Raw genomic sequence first — 14,747 nt, forward strand, 5'->3', positions numbered from 1 at the left:
ACGCGGAAGCAGCACCCGGAGGGCCTCGGCGAGGAGGCCCTCCAGTCCTCTTCAGAGGCTGGTCACCTGCCCACCCCACCATCCCTTGCCATCGAACCGGGCGACGAGCCGCCCGCCGAGGCCGAAGAGATGGTCCCCAATCGCACTCAAGCGATAGAGCGTGACGTCCTTGATCTTTTCGAGGCCCCGGGGGCCCAGGCAGAAGACGCCGTCCTTGCCCGCTGCGACATACAAGGCGTCCTGATACCAGGCGAGGCTGGTGATGTTCACCACGGGCGCATTGAGCTGCTCCCAGGTATCGCCGTCTCCCTTGAACAACACGCCGCGCGCCCCTGCGATGTAGACCTCCCTGGGCGAACGACAGAGGACCGTGAGCAAGGTGTAGTTGGTCGGAGACTCCAGTTCCGACCATGCCTGTCCCTGATATCGGAAGAGCGCACCCTTCTCACCGACCATGTAGACCTCATCCGCGGAGCAGCCATGAACGGCGTTCAGCCGACGCTCCTGTTCGTCCCGGACGACGTCCACCTGCTTCCCGGAGACCCGTACGCGCTCCCCGTGGTCCCCGGCGACGAACATCAGGTCATCCGACGCCACCCAGAGCGACACCAGTCCATCCGGACAGCCGAGGTCCCGGCTCTTCCAGCCCCCCTTCGAATCCGTGAAGTGAAGCTGCCCTTCCATGTCGACCGCATACAGCCGTCCCGAGGAAGACCGTGACAGGTCCGTCGCCCAGACATCGACCTCCTGCAGCTTCGTCCACGTGATGCTCCCCTCATGGACCATCGATACGATGACCGTGACAATGGATTCGGGGTCATCCACGGGTGGCGACAGGTTCGCCAGCATCTGCAGATCACGGAGGTTCGTCCCGACGATGCTGATGAAGCTCGTATGATGGTCCGGCGCGGTGCTCATTCCATCCCTCCAGAATCCCATTCAAGTCCGGAGCAACTAGAAAGTCGCTCCCTCGTTCGCTCCCGTGGGTGCCGCTGAAGGCTTCCACTTCTTTCGCAGGCCGGGAGGTCGAAGCTCCAAGTTGCCAGTCCCTCCACAGATCTCAATGAATTTCCTGTCGACCTCGATGAGGATGCACTCGGCTTCTTCCTTCGTCAGTCCGGGTCCGGGAGGCGGTGAGCAGAGCTGGTCCTGGCAGTCCTCGCGGGCTTCCGGGTAGGTGACATTCTTTCCCGTGGCCTTGTGGCGCCGCCGATAGAAGCGGGCGCGGTCCTTCTGCATCCGAGAAAGCCACCCATGCTCGGTGGTGATGTCGGACCCATCGTCGAGCGGAATGCAGGGCCCGGCATTCTCCGTGTAGTTCGGGCACCCTCCGGCAACCGTCATGGGGCTGCCCGAACCACGCCCCTCCTGGAAGTGGGCGTTCTGGACGACATGGTGGGACTGAGAACCCTCATGCGGCCCCTTCATCTTCTTCTTCTGCTCCCCATAGGACTGCACCGGATAGCGGGCCAGGACCTCGGCGCACTTCCCCGGGTCTGGCGGCGCCATGGCCTCCAGTTCGGGCGTGGGAACGGATTCGTTGCCAGGTGTGCTCGCGTGATTCGAGGTCGTCATGTCCAGGTGACGAACAACGTTCTCACCCTCGAACTGCACGTCCATGGACCACGACGCGAAATACACCTTGCCTGAGAGCTGGTGGGTGACGACGCCCTGTCCAAAGGACTTCGTGGCCGCCTCGTCCCCCGTGCATTTCTTGAAATAGGACTTGTCGCGGAGCATCGCCTCCTTGCCGCCAATGAGCACCGTCTTGCTCCCGCCCGTCATGTCCGACGAGGAGGAGAAGAGCGGGTATGGCAAGGGAAGGGGCCCCGCGGGCGGCCCCGGCGGCGAAAGACAGACATCCGGAAACGCGGCCGTCACCTGCCCCGACCCTGTCTTGCAGGAGATGGAGCGTCCATTCGCATAGGTATTGTTTCCCATCATCCGCTCCTTCCGGGCGCAGCCACCACACACGCGGCTCGCTCCGCACCTCGTGACGACGCGAACAAGAGGGCCGTGCAGCCCGGTGCGTCTCCGTGCGCCATGCCCACGGCCGTGAGAACCAACATGCACGCGGGAAGCGCGGCCCCTACGTCCCCCAGGACTTCCGCGGGAAGCCAGAGCGGAAATGACGGTCTCGGCTCGCGAAGGAGCCGGGCAAAGGCGGTGGAGGCCTCCATGAAAGCCGTCCTCTCACCCGCGACATCTCCCACGCGAAAGTCCACGTCGCCCAGCGAGAGTCTCGAATCAACCAAGGCCCGGCGCAGCGCGAGGGCCAGCCCCTCCGCCAGATTCGCGGCGTCCTGCTTCCCGAACGACGGCTCCTCTGAGTGCCCCATGCCCAGGATGTCCAGCAGCGAGGGCGTCTGCGGCCTCGCTCGCGTCACCCAGAGCGCCGCGGCGGCCTCGGAGGGAATCACGCCATCCGAGTTCGTCTCCGTCTTCAGGCGGTCCTGGAGTTCGAGCCAGTGAAGCGCCTTGTGGGTCACCAGCGAGTCCGCCGCGGCGACGAGGCAGGCATCGCACTCGTGACGCGCCAACATTCCTGCCGCCGTCTCCAGGGCGTGGAAGATACCGGCTGCTCCCATTCGAAAGGCGCGTGACCCCGGACCGAACGGCTCCGCGCACTGTGACTGGACCTCTTTCAGGACCCGAGCGCCCAGATCTTCGGGAAGGTCGTCTCGCTCCGGTCCGGCGAGCGCGAGCAGCAAGGGCACGGGCTTCTTCGCGGCCCCCACCCAGCTCTCGTGACGCGCTCTGCATTCCTCCAGCGCGCGAACCAACAGGGGCACACATCGACGGAAGCCCTGGACCGAGCGAGTGGCTTCGGGAACATGAGCGCCGATGATAGGGCGATGCTGTGTGTCGTGGAATGGGAGCTCCTGGAAGCGGCGGATGCGAGCCCGCACCGCGGCGCTGGCCGAGGCAGCGTCCATGCCGACGGAACACACCATGCCCACGCCCTGGACCAGCAGCTTCGCCCCCGGCGCCCCGCGCTCCAACACGCTCATGCCGCCCCCCGTCCCCAACGGATGTAGCGTTTGCCAGTTCGCGCCGCGCGCTCACGCCCAGGGGTCGTGCCCACCTGGACTTCTCGAAGATGGGTGGGCTTGCCTTCCAGTCGGGCGGTGGCCCTCCAGACCAGCGCGCACCGCTTCTCGTCGGGAAGGAGCACGAGGGTGTCGAGCCGTCCCGGGAACGTGCGTGGGCCCGAGTGGTAGTGCAACGTGACGGGAACGGAGCGGACGGGGAGCGTGAACTGCCAGCGGCCCTCGGGAGTCATCCCCGTGAGGATCACCTGCTCACCGCCTTCGAGGTGTGCACAGGTCTGGTCCTCCGGGGCGCCCTGAAAGTAGAGGTCGTCGAAGTCGAGCGGGAGGAAGGGGTAGCGCGAGTCACGCCAGTCCTGGTCATACGTGCCCGCATAGGTGCGCCTGGGCAACCAGTTGCGTCCGATGAAGCCCAGCCCCATCGGCCGAGGCCGGTCCGTGGGACGGGAGATGAGCTGCTGCGGGTCCTCCAGGTTGGGCAGTGGCGTGTCACGAATGCCCTCATGGCCACGGGCATGAAGGCCGACGCCCACGAGGTTGGCTTCCTCGTACACATGCCGCCGAGCATCCGAGTGGGTGCGATCCGCGCCCCCGAAGGCTCGTTCGTAGAGCAATGGCACCTTGAGGAAGGGCCGAGGGCTCGACGGGCGCAGTCCTCCCACCCATCCGCGCTCCCAGACCCTGTCCCCGAAGACCTGGAGGACCTTGCGCACGGAGCCGAGCTTCAGCCCCACCAGCAGCGACTCGGTGGGCTTGCCACCGGGTGCCCAGGCGTGGCCCAGCACGAGGACATCCGTGCGGGGCTTTCGCAACGCGAAGTCCGACTCCCATCGCTCGCTGCTGAGACCTGGCTCCCCATGAAAGAGGTCGGCCCTGACGAGAGGCCGCTGCTCCGCAGCGGGCGTACACGTCCCATCGGGCCCGACGTCGAACGTGCCCTTGACGACGGCGACGACGTGCTCGTGGCCGTGTTTGTCCGTGGAGAGAGCCAGCTCCGCCTGGAACGGTGCCAGCAGGTTATCAATCATCATGCCCCCTCCAGGGCCTCCAAGAGCCAGCAGCGCGTCCTGCTGACGCGAGCAGTTCCTGGAGGTGTGTGAGTTGTCGTCGTTGTCGGCGCGTACTCGCGAGAGTGTTCAGCCGGAAGGCCCCACGGCTCTCGAGCGCCAGTTGCCTGGCGAGCACGTGTCGACGCCGCATGGGCACCGTCTCGAGCGCCGCCATGAGGACTTCGCCGCTCCAGGGCCTGCCCTCCAGGTAGCGAGTCTTCACGTCGAAACGACTCCGCTGCGTCCGCCACCACTCGCGGATGGCCTCGGGCTCCGGCACCGGCAGGCTGGCCTCGGGAGTGAGCGCGAGGTCCGCGTCGAGGTCCTCCTCCAGAGGGAGGTCCTCCGGTCCATCATCGGGAGATTCCTGGACGAATGGCTGCTCCAGCACCAGTCCGGTGATGGCGCGGAATGCCTCCGCGGCAACGCGCCCGTGGAGCTTGTCCCCGAGCAACTCCACACACGCATCGGCAGCCTCCACGCGTCCGCTGAACCCCAGCGCCCAGAGCACCTCCCCTCTCAGCCGAGGCGTCTCGAGGTGCTCGACCAACCATCGAAGGTCCTCGCGTCCGCCCAGAAGCGAGGTCAAGACGTACAACGAGCGCTCACACGGCACACGCGCGGCGACAGCCTGTGAACACTGGGTCCAGGCCTCTCGATGCCCCCGCAGGAGTCCCACCGCGAGGGCCGACTCGCGAAGCGCCGGGTGCGCGAACAGCTTTCGCAACACGTCAGCCCCGATTGGGAGCTGAGGAAGGGCCTCGAGCAGGTGTAAAGCAGACAGCGCGACGCGGGGGTCCTCTCCAAGCAGGAAGGCCTCCAGCGACACTTGAGGCGCCTCTTCACGAAAGGCCAGGACCTCCAGCACGGCGGACTGGAGCTCTGGCCCACCCTCCACGAGGTACGGCCCCAGGCGTCTGGCGACATCCCGCCGTTCGCTGAACTCCAGGGCCCGCTGGAGAGCACTTCTCAGGACCGGGCCAGCACGCGCGAAGGAGTCGAACACCGCATGGGCCGCGGGCTCATTCCAACCATCCAGAAGCACTCGCGCCCCGGCGCTGACACGCAAAGGCTCCTCCTCCACGGAGTCCTCTTCGAGTTCGAGCAACGGCAACAAAAGCCGCTCGGCCACCGGCGCGCCTCCCACCACCAACCCCTGGAGATGCGCCAGCAATCGCGACTCCAGGCGCTCCTCCAGTTCCGCCAACGTGAAGTCCACCGTGAAGAGGTGCCGAGCCCATTGCTCCCACAGGAACGACGCCTCTTCCAGATGCCGCTCGACGACATCCCACAGTACATCCTCGGGACGCCGCTCCATGGCAAAGATTGATTGGGCCAGGGTGTTCATCCCCCCAAAGACTACACAATTCCCGGGGAAGACTGTCCACGCGGAGTGAACCCAGGCAGCCTACATCCCTGGCAACCCTCGACGCCTGGCATCACGACGAGCGCAGGCAAAAATGTACAACGCGAGCGTACGGCGCGGCAGTCCGGCCCAATCCATGCGGCCGGAAATGCCCGGGGCTTCGGGAGACCTCCGGCGCTTGTGAGTCTTTTCCTGCTGATTCAGCGAAACGCGATGGGCTCGAAGCGCTTCCCGTCGCTCGATGACGCCAGATGGTGGGGGAACACCGTCCACAGCCGACCGCCAGCGACGACGAGGTTGGCGAAGCCAGGAGCGGGGGCGGGCAGCTTCAGAGCGACGCCGCGGTGCTTCTCCATCCGGAGCACCTTTTCTCCGACACTGACAAACAGCCGGTTCTTGAAGAAGGCCAGCGAGTGGATGCCGCCCTTGGGGAGCGGGAGCTTCCGGGCCCTGCCCTTCCGAGGCAGGTACCAGGCGTGCGCGTCCGTGTGCAGGTAGACGCCCTGCTCGGGTGCCGCACACATGCTCCGCACTTGAGCGCGCGAGGCATGACGCCGCACCAGGGCTCCGTCCTGGAGCATCCACACACCATCGCGGCCGAAAGCGAAGAGCGTGCCCCCGTGGGAGAAGAGGCCGCGCAGGCCGGACTGCCCTTCCCTAACGAGTTCGAGGCTCAGGCCCTTGCCCTCGGGCACCAGGCGCCCCAGGCCGTTCTGTGAACAGAGCCCGAAGAGGACGCCGTCGTGCACCACGCCGTCCACTAGGTCCAGGCCCTCGGGGCCGCTGACCTCCTTGAGCTTCCAGCCCTTGCCGCCGCCCTCGAACGCGAGCGCGGACACACCGAAGCCGGACAGGCCCGACGGCGCCCCCAGGTCACGCAGGACGACGCCCGCATAGACGGCGAAATCGGCCCCATGAGCAAGGCCGATTTGTCAAAGCCAGCCATGCGAATAGGACGGTGCGTCAGCCCACGAGCGTCAGCCACCGCACAAGAACGCATCAGACCTCCAGTGATTGCCGACACCGCAACCCTGGCCCTCGCGAGCTGTCTGGCCTTACAATCGTGGTCGCGCACTCACGCGCGCTCCACCAGGAACGACAGAATGAAGAGAGCAGGCATGTGGTTGGCCGCAGTGACGGCGCTCGGTCTGATGGTTGGATGTGGAGCACCGCTGCCCGAGGAGTCGCAAGTCCCTGTGAGCGAACAGCCAGCGGAGGCCGACTCCAACGTGAGCGCCCAGGCTTGTGAGGACAATCAGGCCTGCCTCTGCAATCGATTCTGTCGCCAGCGGTGCGGCACCAACGACCCGGCGTGTACGACGGCGTGCCTCGCGGACTGTCTGTAGGGGGCTCCCCTTCCGGCGAGGCCGCGCGACGCACGGAAGCAGTCCCAGGAGAGCGCATGCGGTCCGGAGTCGAACGACCTCCGGGCCGTGCGTCAACATGCTCAGGGCCCAGCTGCGCAGTCTACGGCCTCGGGAGAGAAGCGGAGCCGCACGGTGCCGTCCTTCTCCAGTACGAGCCGATAGCTCCCCGCATGAACGTAGTGAACGGGCAGCATCGTCCACAGGTCTCGCGTCAGCTCCGTCGCGCCGCGCACCGGGAAGATGGCCAGGCGGTGTTTCTTCGATGTGGCAGGCAGCGACGCGCCGAAGGCGACCAGACGCGCGCCCGACGGTGGCCCCACCTCGGACTCATAGGCATTTCGAAGCTCCGCCCAACCCAGTCCAGGAGCCACTTGTGCCGACGCCTCGATGGTGACGCACGCGGGCTGCTCTCCGCGAGCTCCAGACTCGGGCTCGATGTCGATGCGACCTTTCTGATCGCTGGCGGAGCGGAAGAGCCAGGCGTAGCGCAGTCGGTAGCGCGTGCCGGGAAGCAGGGGCATCCACTCCTCGCTCTCCTGGAAACCATCCATGTTCTTCCAGCGCACCCACAGCCGAACGGCACGCTCCGGGGGGACGTCGAGCATGGCGGTGGTGACGCCCTTCAAGGTCGGCTCGGAGCAACCAGGGCACAGGATGCGCCGGCCGTCGACCCAGACCTCATCGATGGAGCCATTCGTCCCGTTCCCGCCGGCCGCGGGCACGAGGCTCAGCGCGGCCTGGCCGATGGAGGCCCGAGGACGGGAGGGAGGCCGCAGGCGAGCAGCCCAGGCGCGAAGAAGCGGTCCCCAGAGCGGCTCGGCGGATGCGTCGACCTGGAGGGGGAGCAGCGATTCGAGCATCCTGACTCTCTCCGCGCGCCTTGTATCTCTTGGGTCCAGCGGGCCGGCCAGGTCCTTGTGAATCAGTTCCAGCACCAGTTGGCGCCAATCTCGTGAGACCCGCGCGGGAGGAGAAGACCGCAGGAGCTTCTCCCAGGTGAGGCCGAACTCCGTGAGCGACAGGAGCGCCATCCCGTGCTCGTCCTGCGACTCGAAGACCTGGGTGAAGGCACGGGCATCTCCGAGCAGGACTTGGAGGCGGTCCCTGAGCCCTGACTGAGCCGTGGGTGGAGAGGGAATGAAGAGAGCCCTCTGCCCGTGGGCCGCTTCCTCCCTGTAGGTAAGCTCCTGGCCCTCCCAGGTGACGTCCAGGAGGGGGAGGCCCGCGTTCTTCACGGAGGCCCGGAACCGCAACGGCGCGTTCTCCATCGTCAGTTCTCGCAACACCTGTCGGTCGGGGTCCGTCGTGAGCGACATCTGGATGCAGGTATCGCCTTCCCGCTTCCGCGCGGAGGGGGCGAACGTCACCGTCAGCGCTCCCGTCAACGGCGGCGGCAGCGCCAACGGCGCGCGGAAACGAGGGGGCGCGTCGGACCGAGGATGAACGGCGGTGAAGGACAGCTCGAGCTCCTCACGGGAGCCTGAACCCTCGACGGACTTGACCCTGACCTCCGTGAGCCACTCCTTCCAGTAGGGGTGGGTCAGGAGGCTCTCTTCTTCGAGTTCCTCCTCGCTCACCGGCCCCGCACAGGCCGATGGGGGCTCCTTCTCCGGAGGTGTCGCGGAGAGGAGGGTCATCAGCAACACATGAGCGAGCACGGAAGTCCTTGGGTCGAGGGACAGCGAACCAACGCATGAGCGAAGGAGTCCGATCCACCGACTGGGACGAACTGAGTGCGCGGGGCCTCTCCCAATCGCCCACGCTCCCGAGAAGTCGCGCGAGCAGCGGCCCCGCCAGGAGTGGGGCCGGGGACGAACTGGAGAGAGGCGGAGCCGACGTCCCCCTCACCCGTGCGGGATGACGACCCGCCCAACCGGAGGCGCCACCGGCAGCGCGATGCCCGCGCCGGGCACGAAGGTGGCCACCGGCTCGCTCTTGCCCTTCACCGCAACCGGGGCCGCTGGGGACCAGGTGAAGGTCTCTCCTGCGTTGGCGCGCGTGGCCGCGGACACGAGCAGCGGCGTTCCCACCTGCTTGGTGAGCCCTTCGATGCGGCTGGCCAGGTTCACCGCGTCGCCAATCACCGTGTACTCGCGCCGCTGCGTGCTGCCCACGTCCCCCACGACGACGCGCCCGGTGTGGATGCCGATGCCAATGCGCAACGCCTCCTCGCCCCGCGCCACGCGCTCCGTGTTGAGCGCCGTCAGCGCATCGAGCATCTCCAGCCCGCACGCCACCGCCGCGCGCGCATGGTCCGGGTGGTCCAACGGCGCGCCGAAGTACGCGAGGATGCCGTCGCCGATGAACTTGTCGAGCGTCCCGCCATGGCGGAACACCACCTCCACCATGCGCGTCAGGTACTCGTTGAGCAACGCCACCACCCGGGGGCTGTCCATCTGCTCGGACATGGAGGTGAAGTCACGGATGTCCGAGAACAGCAGCGTCACCTCGCGATGCTGGCCATTCGCCAGTCCCGTGCCCCGCTCGGCGATATGGCGGGCCACCTCCGGGGAGAAGTAGCGCCCCAGCCGCTCCAACCGGGACTGCTCGCGGGAGATGCCGTGCAAGAGACGCTGGATGCGGTGCGTGGCGTAACCGAGCGCCAGCGCCGTGACACCCAGGATGGCGACGAGCGTTGGAGCGAGGCTCCACACGCCTGGCGGGCCCATCTGCGTCAGGGCGACGGTGAAGCCCATGCTCATCACCGCGCACAGCGCCACGATGCCCACGTCCAGCGACAACACCGACAGCGCGAGGAGCGCGCAGTACACCCCGCAGGCCAGGGGACCCACGAGGTCCGTGGGCACTCCGCCCTGGAGGGTGACGTATTGCTGGAGGAAGACCATGGGCGCGTCCACCAGCGCCACGGCCATGCCCGCATACCGGCACGAGCGGACGAAGCCCGCCGCCACCGCCCAGAGCACCCCCGCGAGCACCAGGTATCCGCCCAGCGCCACCGGGGACGCGGGCCACGAAAGGCTCACGCTCAGGCAGAGCCAGGCGAGCACTCCCACGAAACGCAGCGCCCCCAGGCGCCTCGCCACGCGAATCTGCTCGTCGAGGAGGTTGCGCTCGAAGGCGATGGACAGGTCCGGCTCAGCCGGTTCGGGAAGAGGCGTCACGAGCTTCGATACCATGTGTTCTTCATGTTATCAGAGGTCGCCCCGGGTCATCGCGCCTGTATCCAGCAATCACAGACGCAAATCCCACGTCTCAGCCTTGAGAGGAATACAGCCAGGAGGTCCGAGCCCTGCTACGCACCCGAGGGGAGCGCGGCAGGGGCAGGCTGCTCCCGAAGCGGCCGCTCGGCCGGCCCCGTCAGCGGACCTCCTCGGCTCCGCTCGAGCACGGCGCGGCGCTCGGCAGCGGAACATTCCTGGAGGTCGGGCGGTGGAGCCCTTGCGACCCACCTTGTCGTATTGACTGGCATACGAATAGGCGCACATTCCGCCTGTCAACCGCTCATCGATAAATAATCGACCCTATATTGCCTCGGAGTCCCAGGCCCGCGACTCACGCGGGCTGACGCATTCGTTCGCCCACCTGAGCCGCAGCCCGTACGGCCCCGGTCTACCCCGGCGGGACGTCTAAAATGACGAGAGCGGGAAATCACGCGATGGGCATTCAGAACATTTCAGGCCCCCCCTCCACCACGCAGAGAACGTGCCGCCTTCAGGGCGGGGGCGACGCCCGTCCAGCAGAGGCGCGGGTCGCTCGGGCGGCTGGGGGAAGCCTTGCTTGATGAAGGTCAGCACGCGGCCTGTGTCGACGCCTGGCTCGACCGAGCCGGTGGGAATCTGTCGACAGAGGCTTTTCTCCAGCTCTTCGAAGCGGCACTCACGGTGCTCTGGAAACAGACGTTGACCACGCTGGGAGAAGTGACCCTGACCGCCATCGCTGGACGCGTTCTGCACAATGCCTCCGAGCAGTTCCCGCTCTTCTCCTCCCTCAAGGTCGAACGGCCGACGGGGCTGCATTTCGGAGCGCTTCGGGAGCGGATCCGCGCCGGGGACGACTCCGGGTTGAGGGAGGGCAGCCGATTCGTGCTCGTGGAGTTCCTCACCGTGCTCGGCAACCTGACCGCTGAAATCTTGACGCCGGAGCTGCATGCGGAGCTCTCCAAAGTCGCACTTCCGGAGGCGGTTCGTCCACGCGTCGCCGCGGGCGAGGACACAACTTCATGACGAAGCGATTCGAAATCCCGCGCCTCCAGACGGGCGTCCCCAACCTCGATGAACTCTTCAAGGGCGGCCTGCCCAAGGGCTCCGTCACCGCCGTGTGCGGCCCGCCCGGCTCGGGCAAGACGACCCTCACCCAGCAGCTCTGCTTCCACAACGCCTCGGCCTCCCACCGCGTCCTCGCCTTCAACACCCTCTCCGAGCCGACCGCGAAGACGCTGCGACACCTCCAGCAGTTCTCGTTCTTCGACCCGAAGAAGTTCGAGGAGGGCGTCCAGTTCGTGGACCTCGGCGCCATGCTGCGGCTGAAGAGCTTCGATGCGGCCCTCACGCTCATCATGGACAACCTCAAGCAGGTCAAGCCAGACATCGTCGTCATCGACAGCTTCAAGGCCTTTGACGACCTGGCGACTTCGAGGGAGGAGCTCCGGACGTTCGGCTATGAAATCGCCGTGAACCTGATGGCGTGGGAGACCACCGCGCTGCTCCTCGGCGAGTACGGGCCCGCCGACTACGAGAACAATCCCCTCTTCTCCATCGTCGACGGCCTCCTCGTCCTCTCCCAGCGCGTGTCCCAGGGCGAGCAGCAGCGCTTCTTCCGAATCGTCAAGATGCGGGGGACGGACCACAGCCGGGACGAGCATCCCTTCCTCATCACCTCCAGCGGCCTGGAGCTGTTCGCTCCCCGCGAGGCCATCAAACGCGAGTCGATTCCGGAGGAGTCACAGGAGCGTTGCAAGACGCACATCCCCAAGCTCGACGAGATTCTCGGGCCCGGCATCCCCTGGGGGTCGAGCCTCCTGCTCAGCGGCGTCGCGGGCACCGGAAAGACCGTCCTCTCCCTCGAGTTCATCTACCGGGGCGCGCTCGCGGGCGAGAAGGGCATCCTCTTCTCCTTCGAGGAGAGCGAGGAGCGCCTGCGCGCCGCCGCGAAGGGCCTCGGCTGGGAGCTCGACCGGGAGATTGAGCGCGGCATGGTGGAGATCATCTTCATCCCCCAGCCCGACATCATGGTGGAGGCCCACCTCCTGATGATTCGCGAGCGCATCAAGGCCATGAAGGCCCGGCGCGTGGTCATCGACTCCGTCTCCGTGTTCCTGGACAAGGTGACGGACCCGCAGCTCAGCCGCGAGAAGATCTTCCACCTCTGCAGCATCGTCCAGAACGCCCAGGCCGTCGGCCTCTTCCCCACCGACATCCCCTACGGCTCCCATCAGGTCAGCCGGAGGGGCGTCGAGGAGACCGTGGTGGACGGCGTCATCATCCTCAGCTCCACGGAGGAGGGCCTGGAGCGCGAGCGCTACGTCGAGGTGTACAAGCTCCGCAACACCGCTCACCTCAAGGGCCGACACGCCATGGCCATTGGCGCCGGGGGGGTCTCCATCTTCCCTCGTTACGGGGAAGAGCTCCGCGTGGAGGCCCCTCCCCCCGCGCTGGAGATCTCCTCCCGATTGGGCTCCGGCACTCCCGGACTCGACGGGCTGATGGGCGGTGGGCTGCTCAGACGAAGCGCCACCCTCGTCTCCGGCAGCGCGGGCGTGGGCAAGAGCACCTTCGGAATCCAGTTCCTCCTGGAGGGCGCCAGGGTCGGGGAGCCGGGCCTCCATGTGTCGATGGAGGAAGGGCCCGAGCAACTGCTCGCCAGCGCCGAGGCCCTGGGATTGCCGCTGCGCGCGCAGCTCGACGCGGGCCTCATCCAGGTGCTCTACGTCTCCCGGGAGCACCTGCGCGCGGGCCAGTTCCTGACCGTGCTGTCGGACCGCATCAAGGCGCTGAAGGCCTCACGCGTCGTGCTCGACGCCGCGACGCAGTTGCTGACGGCCCACACACCCATCGACGAGTTCCGTCACGTCCTCTACAAGCTGGTGGTCCGCTTCAAGACCCTCGGCATCACCAGCGTCCTCACGCTCGAGTCGTCCTCGCTCTTCTCCATGGAGCGAGTCACCGACCAGGGGCTCTCCCCCATCGCCGACAACCTGCTCATGCTGCGCTACGAGGAGGCAGCGGGCCGGCTGGCGCCTACGCTGACGGTCGTGAAGACGCGCGGCAGTGAGCATGATCGCCGCACCCACTTCATGACAGTCGCCCGGGGAGGGCTGCGAATCGGTTCGTCCGTGAGCGAGCTCCAGACGCCTTCCTGGGCAGCCCACGAAGACACGAGGCGCTGATGAGCTCTGGTCGGCGAAAGAAGGGCCCGTCCCCTGATTCGCGAGCAGCGACGGACGGGCAGCGCACGCGGGACCCACCCCCCTTAGACCCTTCGCTCGCGAGCCTGGAGCAGGCCTACCGGCGGCTCGAGCACCTGTATGAAATCAGCAAGCTCTTCGCGAGCTTCGAGAGCGTCGCGGAGTCCTTCGACCCGGCGCTTGGCATCGTCGCGAAGTCGCTGCCCTTGCACAGCGCGGTCCTCATCGAGACGGAGAACGGCCACTCGAGGATGATCATCTGGCCGTCCGAGCTTCGTGACTCCGAACGGCTGCGAGCGGTCAAGGAACACGCGGAGGCCTCCTACGCCTACCTCGTCGGGGCGAAGTCGACCGAGTCGCTCGGCCTCAGTGAGCAACCGGGAAAGACCCTGTTGCCCTGGCAGGCGCAGTTGGGAGGGGACCATGAGAAGCGGTTCATCGTCATCCCGCTCGTGGTGGCCCAGCACTCGCTCTTCGGAGCCCTTCAACTCGAAGGAGCCCTCTCCCTCGACAAGAAGGACCTGGTCTTCGTCAATGCCATCGCCAATCAGCTCGCGATCGCGCTCGAACGTGACCGCGCGTGGCGCAAAGACATCACACGGCGCGAGGACGCCGAGGAGGAGCGTGCCGAGGCGGAGGCACGAGGCGCCGTGGCTGACCGGGGCCGCCTTGTCGCCGAGAATTCGAGTGACAGATACGAGGCGCTCGCCAGGGAGAACGCCCGCCTGTACCAACAGGCGCAGGTCGCGGTGAGAGAGCGTGAGCAGATCCTCAGGGTGGTGTCTCACGACCTGAAGACTCCCCTGTCGACCATCATCATGACCACCGGGGCGCTCGCACAGCAGGGTGCCGCCGCGAAGCGGCGAACCGAGCTTCCCGTTCCCCAGGGGGTCGAGCGAATCCAACGCGCGGCCGAGCGCATGATGCGGCTCATCAGCGACCTGCTCGACTTCGCGAACATCGAGCGCGGGCACCTCTCCATCAAGCATCAGCCGAATGACGCGGGCACGCTGGTCAACGAGACGCTGGCGAGCTTCGAGCGCATCGCGCAGGAACAACGACTGACCCTGACCGCCGAGGTCGCGCCTCGCCCCCTGCTCATTCTTTGCGACAAGGACCGCATCCTCCAGGTCCTGGCCAATCTGGTCGGCAACGCCACCAAGGTCACAGCGGAGGGCGGGAGCATCACCGTCACGGCCGAGGCGCGCGAGCACGAGTGCATGTTCGCGGTCGCGGACACGGGTCCAGGGATTCGGGCCGAGGACCTCAAGCACCTGTTCGACCGGTACTGGCGCAGCGACGAGGCGCGGTACGAGGGGATGGGCCTGGGGCTCGCCATCTCGAGCGGAATCATCGAAGCACACGGCGGCCGCATCTGGGCGGAGAGCGACTGGGGACACGGCGCGACGTTCCGCTTCACGGTTCCCCTGGTCGAGGACGTCGGCACGGTCGCCACGTCGTGACGCCGCTCCCAGGCAGTCCCTGGGGAGCAGTCCTGGCGAACCGCATCGACTGAGCCCTGTCCAGGGCCGACCCCGCGGGAGCCGGCAT

Annotated in this window: 11 protein-coding genes; 3 read left to right on the forward strand and 8 right to left on the reverse strand. The window is 66.8% G+C overall.

Translation table 11 applies throughout. The annotated features are described in order from the left end of the window. Positions 1 to 51: 51 nt before the first annotated feature. The 8 genes from HUW62_RS10105 to HUW62_RS10140 form a co-directional block, all read right to left on the reverse strand. Complete coding sequence (locus tag HUW62_RS10105) at positions 52 to 918, reverse strand: hypothetical protein (protein WP_176434295.1); 867 nt, start codon at positions 916 to 918, stop codon at positions 52 to 54. Between the two features lie 36 nt (positions 919 to 954). Next, entirely contained in the window at positions 955 to 1,944 is a 990-nt protein-coding gene (locus HUW62_RS10110) for a PAAR-like domain-containing protein (protein WP_176434296.1), read from the reverse strand. Further along, positions 1,941 to 3,011: a hypothetical protein gene (locus HUW62_RS10115; RefSeq protein ID WP_176434297.1), complete on the reverse strand. Its 1,071-nt coding sequence runs from the start codon at positions 3,009 to 3,011 to the stop codon at positions 1,941 to 1,943. The genes HUW62_RS10110 and HUW62_RS10115 overlap by 4 nt, the downstream gene beginning before the upstream one ends. Next, positions 3,008 to 4,081 (reverse strand): DUF2169 domain-containing protein, encoded by a 1,074-nt coding sequence (locus HUW62_RS10120; RefSeq protein ID WP_176434298.1) that lies wholly within the window; start codon positions 4,079 to 4,081, stop codon positions 3,008 to 3,010. Before HUW62_RS10120 ends, HUW62_RS10115 begins: the two co-directional genes overlap by 4 nt. Next, positions 4,071 to 5,417 carry a TIGR02270 family protein gene (locus HUW62_RS10125; RefSeq protein ID WP_176434299.1) on the reverse strand — a complete coding sequence of 449 codons (1,347 nt, stop codon included), beginning with the start codon at positions 5,415 to 5,417 and terminating at the stop codon, positions 4,071 to 4,073. The genes HUW62_RS10120 and HUW62_RS10125 overlap by 11 nt, the downstream gene beginning before the upstream one ends. A 248-nt stretch (positions 5,418 to 5,665) precedes the next feature. Continuing rightward, complete coding sequence (locus HUW62_RS10130; protein ID WP_163870224.1) at positions 5,666 to 6,304, reverse strand: hypothetical protein; 639 nt, start codon at positions 6,302 to 6,304, stop codon at positions 5,666 to 5,668. A 608-nt stretch (positions 6,305 to 6,912) separates the two neighbouring features. Beyond that, complete coding sequence (locus tag HUW62_RS10135) at positions 6,913 to 8,469, reverse strand: hypothetical protein (protein ID WP_176434300.1); 1,557 nt, start codon at positions 8,467 to 8,469, stop codon at positions 6,913 to 6,915. 207 nt (positions 8,470 to 8,676) lie between these two features. Beyond that, on the reverse strand, positions 8,677 to 9,969 hold the full coding sequence (locus HUW62_RS10140) for an adenylate/guanylate cyclase domain-containing protein (RefSeq protein WP_176434301.1): 1,293 nt from the start codon (positions 9,967 to 9,969) through the stop codon (positions 8,677 to 8,679). Positions 9,970 to 10,566: 597 nt separating this feature from the next. Between HUW62_RS10140 and HUW62_RS10145 the strand changes: the two genes are divergently transcribed. From HUW62_RS10145 to HUW62_RS10155, 3 genes are read left to right on the forward strand one after another with little or no spacing between them, the layout of a single operon-like run. Next, complete coding sequence (locus tag HUW62_RS10145) at positions 10,567 to 11,016, forward strand: hypothetical protein (RefSeq protein WP_163870221.1); 450 nt, start codon at positions 10,567 to 10,569, stop codon at positions 11,014 to 11,016. After that, positions 11,013 to 13,178: an ATPase domain-containing protein gene (locus HUW62_RS10150; protein WP_176434302.1), complete on the forward strand. Its 2,166-nt coding sequence runs from the start codon at positions 11,013 to 11,015 to the stop codon at positions 13,176 to 13,178. Before HUW62_RS10145 ends, HUW62_RS10150 begins: the two co-directional genes overlap by 4 nt. Beyond that, positions 13,178 to 14,659, forward strand: coding sequence for a sensor histidine kinase KdpD (locus tag HUW62_RS10155; protein ID WP_176434303.1), 1,482 nt, complete (start codon positions 13,178 to 13,180; stop codon positions 14,657 to 14,659). The genes HUW62_RS10150 and HUW62_RS10155 overlap by 1 nt, the downstream gene beginning before the upstream one ends. Positions 14,660 to 14,747: the final 88 nt, after the last annotated feature.

Source organism: Myxococcus sp. AM011, from assembly GCF_013372595.1.
GTDB classification, from domain to species: Bacteria; Myxococcota; Myxococcia; order Myxococcales; family Myxococcaceae; genus Myxococcus; species Myxococcus eversor.

Bases quoted from the DNA above. Each gene is read 5' to 3' on its own strand.
- HUW62_RS10125 (WP_176434299.1), bottom strand. From the start codon at position 5,417: ATGGAGCGGCGTCCCGAGGATGTACTGTGGGATGTCGTCGAGCGGCAT.
- HUW62_RS10135 (WP_176434300.1), bottom strand. From the start codon at position 8,469: ATGACCCTCCTCTCCGCGACACCTCCGGAGAAGGAGCCCCCATCGGCC.
- HUW62_RS10140 (WP_176434301.1), bottom strand. From the start codon at position 9,969: ATGGTATCGAAGCTCGTGACGCCTCTTCCCGAACCGGCTGAGCCGGAC.
- HUW62_RS10150 (WP_176434302.1), top strand. From the start codon at position 11,013: ATGACGAAGCGATTCGAAATCCCGCGCCTCCAGACGGGCGTCCCCAAC.
- HUW62_RS10115 (WP_176434297.1), bottom strand. From the start codon at position 3,011: ATGAGCGTGTTGGAGCGCGGGGCGCCGGGGGCGAAGCTGCTGGTCCAG.
- HUW62_RS10120 (WP_176434298.1), bottom strand. From the start codon at position 4,081: ATGATGATTGATAACCTGCTGGCACCGTTCCAGGCGGAGCTGGCTCTC.
- HUW62_RS10110 (WP_176434296.1), bottom strand. From the start codon at position 1,944: ATGATGGGAAACAATACCTATGCGAATGGACGCTCCATCTCCTGCAAG.
- HUW62_RS10155 (WP_176434303.1), top strand. From the start codon at position 13,178: ATGAGCTCTGGTCGGCGAAAGAAGGGCCCGTCCCCTGATTCGCGAGCA.
- HUW62_RS10105 (WP_176434295.1), bottom strand. From the start codon at position 918: ATGAGCACCGCGCCGGACCATCATACGAGCTTCATCAGCATCGTCGGG.